General features: G+C 38.3%; 5 protein-coding genes. All 5 read right to left on the bottom strand.

The window, feature by feature from the left end; genetic code table 11:
• Positions 1 to 15 precede the first annotated feature (15 nt).
• Positions 16 to 2,004 (bottom strand): heparin-sulfate lyase HepC, encoded by a 1,989-nt coding sequence (hepC, locus tag DWW10_RS07685; RefSeq protein ID WP_118421234.1) that lies wholly within the window; start codon positions 2,002 to 2,004, stop codon positions 16 to 18.
• 129 nt (positions 2,005 to 2,133) lie between these two features.
• Positions 2,134 to 3,828 (bottom strand): RagB/SusD family nutrient uptake outer membrane protein, encoded by a 1,695-nt coding sequence (locus DWW10_RS07680; RefSeq protein ID WP_118421235.1) that lies wholly within the window; start codon positions 3,826 to 3,828, stop codon positions 2,134 to 2,136.
• A 36-nt stretch (positions 3,829 to 3,864) separates the two neighbouring features.
• Positions 3,865 to 6,978, bottom strand: coding sequence for a SusC/RagA family TonB-linked outer membrane protein (locus tag DWW10_RS07675; protein WP_118421236.1), 3,114 nt, complete (start codon positions 6,976 to 6,978; stop codon positions 3,865 to 3,867).
• 44 nt (positions 6,979 to 7,022) lie between these two features.
• Positions 7,023 to 8,429 carry an alpha-L-fucosidase gene (locus DWW10_RS07670; RefSeq protein ID WP_118421237.1) on the bottom strand — a complete coding sequence of 469 codons (1,407 nt, stop codon included), beginning with the start codon at positions 8,427 to 8,429 and terminating at the stop codon, positions 7,023 to 7,025.
• A gap of 237 nt (positions 8,430 to 8,666) precedes the next feature.
• Positions 8,667 to 12,689, bottom strand: coding sequence for a hybrid sensor histidine kinase/response regulator transcription factor (locus tag DWW10_RS07665; protein ID WP_118421238.1), 4,023 nt, complete (start codon positions 12,687 to 12,689; stop codon positions 8,667 to 8,669).
• Positions 12,690 to 12,714: the final 25 nt, after the last annotated feature.

The following is a 12,714-nucleotide window of genomic DNA, read 5'->3' as shown; positions in this document are numbered from 1 at the left end:
TTACCGTTTTACCCTTCACTCTTGTAGCTGACATTTCAGTGTTTTCTTTTTACCATTTATTTTCACTTCAAGTTCTACACAGTTTCTTGTTTTTTCTTGAAGCTTAGCTGAAATATCAACTTTCTTATTTATATCTTTGACTGGATATATTACAGTTATATAACTCACTGTTTCTTCACTTGTTTTTTCAACATTAAAGGCAAAGGCAGGGCGCTTAGTACGATGGCGATAGGATGTGGAGTACCAACCTTCTTCCTCTTCCATCTTTATTTCTTTATTTGCGAAACACTGCAACACTACATTGCTATTACCCTCGTAGGCGGTGGCTAATTTTTTATTTTGAGAATCAACGTTTATTTTTCCGTCACAGAGTTGATAGTGCAGATTTATGGTTCCTTGCGCTGTACCTATAGCCTCATCTACAATAACGAAGTAAGAAGCATCTATACAAAAGATGAAACGCCGATGCTTAAGTTCCTTATAACTTGGATTCTCTGTTACCAGTACTTGTATATCACCATCTGCTTTCCACTGCTTGGTTACGGACTGGGTAGTCTCTAAATCCTTGTTGTTTAACGTCAGTGTGTTATGTACGGCTGTCTGTCGAAACCAATTGCGGAGTTTCGCTACTTCTTTGTCACCGCCATATACGTATGAGCCTGAATCCGGAAACAGGTTCTTGCCGTTAAACCACAGTTCGAAAGTGCCATTATCGGGTTGACAATGCCATTCTCCCTTTGGACCAGCTTTTATTATCATTATTGTGGCATCTTTATTCCACCCATTACGAAATGTAAAGAAACCGGACGTTAGGAAGCCTTTCGATAAATTATCCGGTGCTTTGCCTTCTTTTCCCAGTGTAGCAAAATAGCGTATTTGTTCATTGTCAGGAAATAATTTAGCCCAATTCCAGAATCTGCCCCATGTGTTATTCCGGCTGGCATCGCTGAAGCATGGGTACGTATAATCAGGGAAATTAAGATTCAGAAAAAATACAATCATTCTCTCTACAGTCTTGATATATGATTGTGGAAATTCATTGTGAAATCCATTGGACTCTGCCATGAATAATGCTTTTTGAAATATATCAATACAAGCGGCATGGTAGCCCAAGTCTAGCTCATACTGACTTCCATCCTCATATACTTGTTTTTCTATTTCCCTATTCAGAATCTTGATACCACTTTCTCTCCATGAAACAGCTTCTTTAAATTCGGGGAAGAAGACACCTGCATAAATCATGCGTTGCGCTTCGAATAATAGATGGTTTCCTTCTGCTGAATAGTTGTGAAGCACATGAAAGGCGTGACGCCGGTAGTTCACGAGAAACTCTGTTAGAAAGTCTGCTGTAAATGAAGGTGATGAAAGAAAGAGTGTAAATTGATTGATCTGGTCTGCCAGACGGTGGCTTGTCTCTAATGGACGCCAGGCAAATCGCACATTCTCTGCCACACCTTTGATCTTACTATGGTTTAGTATCTCATACTCTTGTGCATCAATTTCGAGTAAGGGATTCTTTCGAACCCAATCTCTATATTGATAAACCCATTCTTTGGCATATTTTTCGTCTTTACTTAAATAATATGCTTTTCCCATGGGAATAAACCACTTATGGCGGTGCAATTGCCAGCGCAGTTCATTATCTTTCACCGGCCAGTATTGCCAATTGATGTCTTTCCCATAATTGAAGGGTCGGTAACCATCATGTACATAAAATGTATGCTTCAATGCTTCGTCTGCCCATTCTTGCTCTTGTTTGCTGATGGTAATGCTATCAAGGTTAATGGTGGGATTAATTATTTTTTTGCGATTCTGGTAATATTTTAGAAGAGCTTTTGCAGCATCTTCCTTGTTTCCTTCATTATATAGTTGGTTTACCTTTTCCAATCCCGGGTAGCTTAAGTCCAGCAAAGTAAATGCATCTTCATTCAGTGATTGTGCCCATACCGTATTGGTAAAAAAACACAGATAAAAGCAGAGTATTATGGTAGGCAGCTTTTTCATTGTATATATGAAGTTAGTGTTTATAATGAATATATCTATCTTCTTATGAGATGAAAGAGAGAGGAATAAATTGAATATAATACTGCAAAATATTCCTCTCATGTATTCTCATAAAAGCATCAAAAGGATTTAATATCCCGGATTCTGTTTTAATAGCGGATTAGAAGTCATTTCTTGCTCCGGAATCGGGAATAAGTAACAATCTTTCGTAAATTGAAGTGCGATGTTGGAAAATGCCGGCCAACCATCACGCCCAGGTGTCCAGTATTCTTTCAGTTCACTAACCAGAATGTCCCAACGTGCCATATCAAACATCATATGTCCCCACTCGAAACCTAATTCACGAAAGCGTTCCTGTTGTAGATATTTCATTAGATTTTCTTTATTACCTGCAATATCTACGCCTTGAACAGTACCGATTTGTTCAACAGACGGCATTTTAACCCTATTCCTTACTCTGTTGATTAATGAAACAGCTTTGGACAAATCATTTTCATGTATACAGGTTTCTGCATATAGTAAAAGAACATCTGCATAGCGCATCACAATCATATTCATTGGGCTATAACCACCCTTTCCTCCAAGTTTCCCAACGATGTACTTTACTACACAATGATTACTGGTTTTAGAATATCTGCTCTTAAAGTTTGCGTTGTTCTGTCCCGTCTTCTGTATAAACTCATCAACGGTAGGGGAATCTTCATACCAAACTGTGTATTTTAAACGAGGATCTCTGATTTCGTAAGGTGCAGTGGCATTAAATTGCGGATCCTTTGATTCATAGTTGTAATTGAATATAGGACCGGGAGTAGCATCTGTACGGTCAATATATGTGCTGGCTACTTTGTATCCATTAAGAGTCTCAAATAAGTCACAGTAATATTCAGTTGGTTCCAGATAACCAAATCCTCCTGTGAAATTCATATTCGCTTCGGCAGGTGGATTTATAAAGTCCATGAAGCGATTCATTGCATATTGTCCCGTGGCAGCAGGGCGAGATGGATCATATTGAATTTCATAAATGGATTCTATTCCATTTTCACCATCTGGCCAGAATTGATCATAATAATGAGGAGTTAAGTCATAATCGGGATTCTGTACATCAACCAATGCTGCAAACTCTTTTTGGGCATCTGCCCATCTTTCTTCATATACGTATACTTTTCCTAAAAATGCTTGAGCAGCACCTTTGGAAGCGCGTCCCAAGTTAGCTGTGCCGCGATACTCTTTAACAGAGGGCAGCAGTTGTTTTGCCTTCTCAAAATCTGCAATAATCTGAGTGATGACTTCTGACTTTGGAGTTCTGGGCTTTAAAACTTGGTCATAACTAACCTGTGGTTCTGTGAATAAGGGTACATCTCCAAATAAAGTAACCAAAGTGAAATAAGCATATCCACGTATAAAGTAAGCTTCTCCCAATGTTCTATCGAACACCTGCTGGCTAACGTTAGCAGGCTTTTCTGTATTAGTAAGAATATTGTTGGCGCATGCGATTCCTTTGTACATGTTTTGCCAACACTGGCGGGTAAAATCCAGGCTGGAAGAAACCATCGGGAGGCGTCCGTTGTATGGATTGAACACACCGCAACGACTGGTTGCCGTTTCTCCTGCAAAAGGAGTAATTCCATCTATCATCGGAAAAAACTCTGAGGGATATCCGGTCATGACCGAATACATGCCATTGGCTGCTGCTGCAAAATCATCATCAGTTTTGAAGAATGTACCTGCAGTCAATTGATTCTGAGGATAAGTTGTCAGGAAATCTTCGCAAGAAGACAAGAATATGCTTGCTACTATTCCTATTAATAAATATATCTTTTTCATATTTCTCTATATTTTTATGTTTGGAGATGATTTACATTAAAATTTCAATGAAAGTCCCATTGATACAGATTTACTTACCGGATAGTATCTCACAGTGCCATCTTGTTGGGTATTGGTGGTTTCCGGATCGAATCCTATATATTTGGTAAACAAGAAGGGATTTACTGCATTAAAGAAAATGCGCAGGTTGCTAATTCTCATCTTCTGTGTAAAACTTTGGGGTAAAGTATAGCCTATCTGAATATTCTTTATGCGGAAGAAACTGGTATTCTGCAATACCTTTTTGTGTCCTTCCGGGGCGTTGGTGCCGAGGCCTGTCATTGCAGGATATTTGCCGGAAACAGTAACATTGCCATCTTCTCCAACAATGGTACGATTGTCGAAATATTCTTTATAGATGTTACAGAATCTGGGGCTGATTCCACCATAGCTGTTGTCATAATAGACACATTTTTTTGATTCTCCACTCGTTGCTACAGACAGGTCGATGCCTTGCCATTCTGCCGTCAGGTTAATTCCATATACTAATTTTGGGTCACGGCTACCAAGGAAGGTTTTGTCTTCTGTATCTATTTTGTCATCATTATTGGTGTTTTGGATGATATAGTTACCCGGACGAATGTCGCCATTCGGTTTTACACTGTTATTAACTTCATCCCAGTTTTGATAAATGCCTATTGTTTTATAGCCAAAATAAGAATTGATAGGATACCCTTCTTTAATCCAAAGATCATTTTCTATTTGGAATGGAGCTACACCTCCCATATTTGTTACTTCATTTTTATTGTGTGCAAGGTTGATAGATATGCCATAATGGAATTTCTTAATATTGTCATTCCAACTTGCGCTGATTTCCCATCCGCGATTCATTACTTCACCAACATTGATGACGGGGCCATTTAAATATCCTGTAGAATAAGGTATGGTAGCAGTAAACAGCATGTCTTTTGTACGTTTGTCATACCAGTCAAATGTAAAGTTCAGCCTATTGTTCAATACTGTTGCATCAACGCCTATATTGGTAGTGGTAGTGCTTTCCCATTTGATATCCTTATTGCTCATGTCTGTCTGGTAATAAGCAGGGGATATCGCATTTGGGGTTCCTAAAGGGTAACGGTCAGTCAATTTGTAACTACTTACCCATGCAAACGACTTGATATTGGCATTTCCCAGTGTACCGTAACCTACCCTTAACTTTAAATTGTTTAGCCAAGAAAAATCTTTCATAAACTCTTCTTCACTGATGCGCCATCCGACTGATACAGAGGGGAACGTACCCCATTGGTTTCCCGGTGCAAATACTGATGAACCATCTCTCCGGATATTAGCCTGGAAGAGATATTTACCCATATAGTCATAATTCACCTGTCCAAAAAGAGAAACTACGGCATTCTCTGTCATGTTACCATTTAAATAATCAATGGTGTTGCCGGCATCAATTACATGCAACTCGTTGCCGGGAAAACCTGTTTTCTTACCGGAAAGATCCCCTGATTTAGCCTTTTCTGCTGTAAATCCGACAAGCACTCCTAAAGTATGTTTTTTTGCAAATACTTTGTTATAAGTAAGCAGCTCTTGTATCTCCCATTTTTGACTGTCTGAATAGTTGCTGGTAGCTTCAGCATTAGTTTCAGTGGCATAAATGCTTTCAGGGGTTTCATAATCATACACTGTATAGCTTGAGTGCCAATAATTCTTTTTGCTCCATATATACTGTTGATTATAAACAGATTTAAATTTCAATCCTTTTAGAATTTCCCATTCCAGAAAAAAGTTTGCCCGCGTGGTGAAAGTATTACCTTCAATCATTCTTACATAGTTTGGATCGCTGAGATACATCATGGACAAAGGCATTGCTTGTGATGCATCATACTGTCCGGGCAGACTGCGAAGGGGCAGTCCGTATGAACCATCAGGCATATATTGTGGAACGCTCGGATGCATGAGTAAAGCGTTTTTAGAATAATGATAGATATCCTCACGGCTATCATTATTGGCAATACTGGCTTCTATGTTGACTCCTATTTTAAATTTCTTATTGAAGGCATAATCAAAATTAGAACGGAAATTGAAACGGTCATAATCTGTCAGATGAATGACTCCTTCTTGTTTGATATATCCGGCTGAGATAGCATATTTTGCCTTTTCAGTACCACCTTTCATGGAAAGATAGTAGTTTTGTATAGGAGCATCATTCTTATAAGCATAATCCCACCAGTTGAAGCCTTTGCCGAGAGTTTCAGGTGCGTGGTTACCACTCCAGGGCAGAGTCTGATTGCTCCATATGGCTTCTTCATTCTGCTTTATTGCCATTTCTGTAGCATTTAGCACATCTGGCATGTGAGAAACGCTTTGCCAGCCATATTCAGCGGAAACTTCTACCTGCATAGCTCCTGTTTTGCCTCTTTTAGTGGTGATGAGGATAACACCGTTGGCAGCTTTTGAACCGTAAATAGCTGCTGATGCCGCATCTTTCAGAACCGATATGGTTTCGATATCTCCCATGGCAATGTTATCCAATGTACCTTCAAAGCCATCAACGATAACCAATGGTTGTGTTCCTGACATGACTGAGCCTATACCGCGCACTTGAATTTTGGATGCAGATCCGGGAGCACCGTCTCCCGCTGTGATTTGCACGCCTGGTAGTTTCCCTTGCAATGCTTGTGCAGAACTGGTTGCTGTGATTTTAGTCAATTCTTCACCATTAACGGAAGATATGGCACCGGTTAAATTCACTTTTTTCTGTGCGATATATCCTGTTACGACTACTTCATCCAGCATTTCTGTATCTTCTTTTAAAATAACAGAGAATTCATTTTTACCCTCTACAGATACTTCTTGCGTTATGTACCCGATGAATGAAATAACGAGAACTCCTTTGGGCGGTGCATCAAAACTAAACTTACCGTTTATGTCGGTAATAGCTCCAATCGTGGTTCCTTTAATAGAAACATTAGCACCGGTTATAGGGCCTTGGCTGTCTTTTACAACACCTGAAATTCTTCTGTTTTGCAAGATGCTCTCAATAGAGTTCCGTCCTGTTGATGCTAGTGCATCATTTGCCTTAGTTTGTACCGGAAGGCAACAAGCGCAAGTTAGTAACGAAAGCATGAGCATTCGTTTTGCGTAAAATCTTCTTTTGTCCATAATTTTTTAGTGTTAGCTTATGTATTAGAAATTAGTGTTATCTTTTATTGAGCCTTATTGAAGCGGAAAACCAATGATTCTTCTTTTATTCCTTTGGGTAGAGTGATTCTTGTTTTTCCGTTTCTACAGGTATATTTCATTTGTTTTCCGTTTTGCAACAGCGTGATTTTACCGGTGGGGATATTACCTTCCCATTCGATATATGCGGGGAGCTTTTCATTTTCAGGGAGTGCGTAGATTGCATACAACGTTTTTCCATTTTTATTGGCTGTAAACCATATGTTACCGAAATGATAGTTAGGTGTTGTACGCGTATCATAGATGGCTGTACCATTCTTATGGAGCCATTCGCCAACTTTTTCTAAGCGTTGATATACGATGTCATCGATATTGCCTTCTCCATCAGGACCTACATTCAATAGAAGGCATCCCCCTTTGGCAACCACTTCTGCCAGAGTGTTTATTACCCATTCTGAAGTTTTGTATTTTGGATTAGGATTCCATCCCCAGGTATTGCTGAATGTTATGCAACTTTCCCATGGGAAATTTTGCTGTTCTTGCGGAATTGCTTGTTCTGGAGTTTGGTAATTCTCATTTCTGCCGGGAATAGTTCTGTCAACAGTTATTAATCCCGGTTGTTTTTTGCGGGCATTATGTACTATTTCATCTAACTTAATATCTTGTTGAGGTTTTCTTACCCATCCGCCGTCTAACCAAAGAATATCGATTCTACCGTAGTCAGACATCAACTCATCAATCTGATTAGCAGTATATTCTTGATATTTAGCCCATTTTTCAGGGTATTTCTTAAGATCGTAATTGGGATTGCGCGTAGGGGTTGCAAAAAACGGATCCCAATAATTTTCATTGTGCCAGTCCGGTTTTGAGAAATAAGCTCCAATCATGAAGTCTGATTTGCGAAAAGCTTCAAAGACATGGTAGGTAATATTGCTGTATTTTCCTTTTTTATAAGGTCCTTTAGTGACAGTATAGTCTGTATATTTGGAGTCGAACATACAGAAACCATCATGGTGCTTGGTAGTGAAAATCAAATATCTGAATCCGACTTTCTTCATAAATGTAGCCCATTCGGTTGGCTCAAAACGGCTTGGTTTGAAGGATTCAGATAGTCCCCAATACCATTTCTTAAATTCACAATAGGTACTTCCTGGACGTGCCTCTCTGCGACGGTCAGTAAACCATCGGTCTTCTGAACATAATGCCCATGATTCTGCAATGCCGGGAACCGAATATATTCCCCAGTGGAACATAATGCCAAACTTTGAATCTTGCCACTTTTCTATCTTCTCTAATACGGATGGATCTGTAGGCCATTCGTATTCTTTGGAGGTTTCGTGAATAAAAGTTTGCTCTTTAGTGACCAAATTGTTTTGACCATTCACAATAAGTGATAAACTGATCCCGGTTAATAAGGTTAATAGTTTTTTCATTGTATCATTTAAATGGAGTTATTATTAATGCTTTTCATTATTCCTGCTTTTTTGTTTGATGTAAAGGTAGGGGTTGTTTTTTTATATTCGCTTTGCTCTTGTAGAAACGACTTGAGGTATTGTATAGAATGCTTTTATTTTTGTTGAAGTAGCTTTCGTTTTTGTGTAATATATACTTAAATAGCCTGTAAACAGGCTATTTAAGTGGAAAAATGAAGTAGATTTTCAATTTCTTTTTTAGGTTTGGCTGTGATTGCTTTTGCCGTTTTTCCCATATTCTGATGGCAGGCAACCAAAATATTTCTTGAAACTTGTAGCAAAGTAGGAAGGTACGTAACCAACCATGCTACTAATTTCAGACACTGTATATTTCCCTTCTTTTAGCAATTTGCAAGCATAATTGAATCGCATCTTGCGAATAAATTCATTGGTCGATTCACCAGTCAATGCCTTCATTTTAAGGTGAAGGTTGGAACGACTCATACACATCTCACGGGCGAATTCGTCTGTTGTAAATTCGGCATCATCCATGTGCTTTTCCATAACTTCAACCGCCTTTTTTAATAAATCTTCGTCTAATGGATTGAGTGCTATTTTTTCGGGTTCGATTTCTAAAGATTTGGAGTAATATTCTATAGCGCGGTGCCGTGTTCGGAATAAATTCTTTATTTTAGTCGTAATCATAACTAACGAAAACGGTTTGGGGATATAGTCATCTGCTCCTACTTGTAAACCTTCCAATTGCTCTTTAAAATCAGTCTTAGCAGAAAGAATAATGACGAGGATATGGCAAGTGCGCAAATTTTGTTTAATGAGTTTACATAGTTGTATTCCATCCATGACGGGCATCATTATATCGGTCAAGACAAGGTCTACTTCTTGTTCTTTTATTATAGCTATTGCTTCTTCTCCATTTTGAGCTTTTAGGATTTGGTAATTTTTACCTAACTCGTCGCTCAAGTATTGTAGAATATCGATATTGTCCTCCACGATCAATATGCTTTCTTTATTATTTTTATTTGTCTCAGTTATGTCTTCTTTTTCTTGTATGTCTCCTGTATCTGTAATGTACATATCTTGATTGTTGGTTGTATGAACTTCAGTTTCTTGTTTTGTGGCTTTTTCTTCAGGTTTATAGACAGACTCGTCTGTTGGTAAAAATACAGAAAAGACACTCCCAACACCCTCTTGGCTTTCCAGTTCAATCCTTCCATGATGCAAATCTACTAATCGCTGTACTAAGGATAAGCCAATACCGCTGCCCAGATGTTCGTTATCTACTTGGTAGAAACGTTCAAAAATTCGTCCTTGTTTGTCGTTAGGTATACCACTTCCAGTGTCTTTCACCTGAAGTAATAACATATCATTCTCCTCTTTCAGTGTTATAATGATGCTTTTTCCTTCCCCAGTGTATTTAAAAGCATTGGAAAGCAGATTGTTGGTTATCAGTTCCAGATAACTGGGGTCACAGAGGATGTTTTGTCCTTCTACTTCAGAGTAGAAGTTATAGTCTATTTTTTTATATTGAGCCATTTTCTTGTAAAAGAGAAAACTCTCTTCAATAGTTTGGTGAATAATATTGTATTTAACTTTAAGGTTAAATACGCCTAATTCAGCACGTCGGTAATCCATTAGTTGGTTTACTAGGTGCAGCAATCGATTCGTGTTTCGTTGTATATGTTCTAGCTGTTTATGTATCCAGCGGTCGCTCACCTTATCCATAATTTCTTGTAGAGGAGCAAGGATTAGGGTGAGTGGAGTACGTAACTCGTGTGAGATGTTGATAAAGAAACGTAGCTTCATTTCGTTTACTTCCTTTTGTTTCTCTTTGTCCATGCGTTCCATTTGGAGTTGCATCTTCATATTTTTTCGCATCCAGAAATATCGAAAGATGAAAGTGAAAATCATTATAAGAACAAATCCAAATAGTAAGATAGCCCACCATGTTTTATACCATACAGGTAGAATTATAATTTCCAGTTCGGTTGGTTTCTCATTCCATTTTCCGTTGTTGTTGGACGCTTTGACAAGAAAGCGATAAGTGCCGTGTGGCAGATTTGAGTAGGAGGCTGTACGCAAAATATCTGAGTAATACCATTCTTTATCGTATCCATCCAATTTGTATGCAAATGTGTTATGATTGCCGGAAATATAATTTGAAACAACGAATTCCAGCGAAAACACTGATTGGGCAGCTGTTAATGTAATGCTTTCTGTGATATTGATATTTTTTTGTAGTATACCGGAATCGTCACCGGGAAGGACTGTTTTATTGAAAAGTCGTAATCGCTTGATGACAACCGGTGGAGTATAGGGGTTATCCATTAATTGATCTGGATGAAAAGTAGTAATACCGTTAATTCCTCCGAAATACATTTCTCCATTTTCAGTATGGCAGAAAGAATTATTAGTGAATTGGTTACTCTGCAATCCGTCGTTATCTGTATAATTCCTGATTTTTTCTGTTTGCGGTTGGAAGCGACTCAATCCTTTGTTAGTACTTATCCAGAGTTCTCCATAAGAGTCTTCCAGAACCCCGTGCACTATATTGTTGGGAAGTCCGTTGGCTGTAGTGTATTGCTTGAATTCTTTCTTATTTATATCATAACGGTATAGACCACTTCGGGTGCTTATCCAGAAAAGACCATTGTGAGATTCGTATATACTGTTGATAAAATTATGATTGATCGAAGAACCTTCAGGCAATAATAAAATACTCTTTAGCTCGTCTCCGATTTCAATATAGGTACTAATCCCTTTTTCACCGCAGAGCCACAAGCGCTGTTCACTGTCGCGGAAAATAGTAGTAATATGATTCGTCTTTATTGCCTTTTTGTCTTGGTCAGTGGCATAAGTTATGAATGTCTTCTTATGTGGATTAAAGCGTACAATAGAATCAAGTGTACTTATCCAAAGGTCTCCGTTGTTGGCTGGCACTATGGAATATGCGTGTTTTATATTGGAATTGTACGTTTCAATGCGTTTGGAATGGCGGTGCAGGATACTAATCCCTCCGGCATGTGTACCAATATAAACTAAATTTTTAGTTTCGTCTATATAGATTGTTTTTATATCATTTGATCCTAATCCTTCTTTTTGAGTGTAATGGGTAAAGGTGTTTGTTTCTTTGTTGTAGTGGTTCACTCCTCCGCCGTTAGTACCTATCCATAGCCCTTTTTGTTTATCTTCTATGATGCATGTGATTACATTATCGTTTAGCGAGTTCCGTTCAGACATATATCGTATGTTTTGGAAACAACTTTTGAGAGGGTGATAGTAGTTCAGACCTCCAAAGTAAGTGCCAACCCACATGCCTCCTTGAGAGTCCATAAAGATACTTCGAACGGAGGTTTGTGATAAACTTGTTTGTTTTTGTAGATCTCGGTCATAGGTGGTGAAAGTATCTTTTTCTTCGTTGTAAATATTGAGCGCGGTAAAAGTTCCTACCCATAATTGATTTTGCTGATCAGTGGCAAGTACACGTACATAATCAGAACTGAGTTGATGTTCTCCTCTTTTACGATATATGTTGGTTGCTAATGTCTGTGGATTGATGCGGAAAAGTCCTTTACCTTCTGTTGCTACCCATAGACGAGTAGAAGATTGTTGCAAAATAGCTAATATTTCCGTTCCTCTTAGTTGTGGAATAGGAACAGATTTTAATGTGTTGCCGGATATGGAGTAAATAAATACACCTTGTCGTGGGGTGCCGATGTAGACATTATCTCCTTCTCTTTTGAGACATGTGGCGGAAAGTGATACTAAAGATGTTGGAAGTTTATCAACGCTGAATGTATGACTTTCTGTGTTAAAAAGAAATATCCCTTTTTCTGTACATATAAGAAGTTCTTCTGAATTAATATCTTCAATATCAATAATCGGTATATGTTCATCTTTAATTGGATAGAAGTTCACAAAATGATCTCTGCCCGAAGCATAGAGCGAAAGTCCTTCTTCGGTTCCCGCCCAAAGCCTTTTTTGACTATCTATTTTGAGAGTTCGTATAATATCTCCTGATATGCTGGCTGTATAATTCTCATTGTGCTGATATACGGTAAAAGTATATCCGTCATATTTGTTTAGACCATCGTAGGTGGCAAACCACATATTTCCTCGATCATCTTGTACAATGTCAAGTATCGTACTTTGTGATAATCCTTGCTCAAGTCCAATGTGGACAAAGTTTATTGTGTTTGAGAACTGAGCATATATTGGAAATGCTGAGAAAAAGAAAATGAGGTATACGCAAAGTCTTGTCATAATTAAATTTATAGAGAAACATTGT

It is taken from the genome of Bacteroides intestinalis (assembly GCF_003464595.1).
Classification (GTDB): Bacteria; Bacteroidota; Bacteroidia; order Bacteroidales; family Bacteroidaceae; genus Bacteroides; species Bacteroides intestinalis_A.
This window is presented reverse-complemented; position numbering and strand designations above follow the sequence as displayed.

Bases quoted from the DNA above. Each gene is read 5' to 3' on its own strand.
- hepC (WP_118421234.1), bottom strand. From the start codon at position 2,004: ATGAAAAAGCTGCCTACCATAATACTCTGCTTTTATCTGTGTTTTTTT.
- DWW10_RS07680 (WP_118421235.1), bottom strand. From the start codon at position 3,828: ATGAAAAAGATATATTTATTAATAGGAATAGTAGCAAGCATATTCTTG.
- DWW10_RS07675 (WP_118421236.1), bottom strand. From the start codon at position 6,978: ATGGACAAAAGAAGATTTTACGCAAAACGAATGCTCATGCTTTCGTTA.
- DWW10_RS07670 (WP_118421237.1), bottom strand. From the start codon at position 8,429: ATGAAAAAACTATTAACCTTATTAACCGGGATCAGTTTATCACTTATT.
- DWW10_RS07665 (WP_118421238.1), bottom strand. From the start codon at position 12,689: ATGACAAGACTTTGCGTATACCTCATTTTCTTTTTCTCAGCATTTCCA.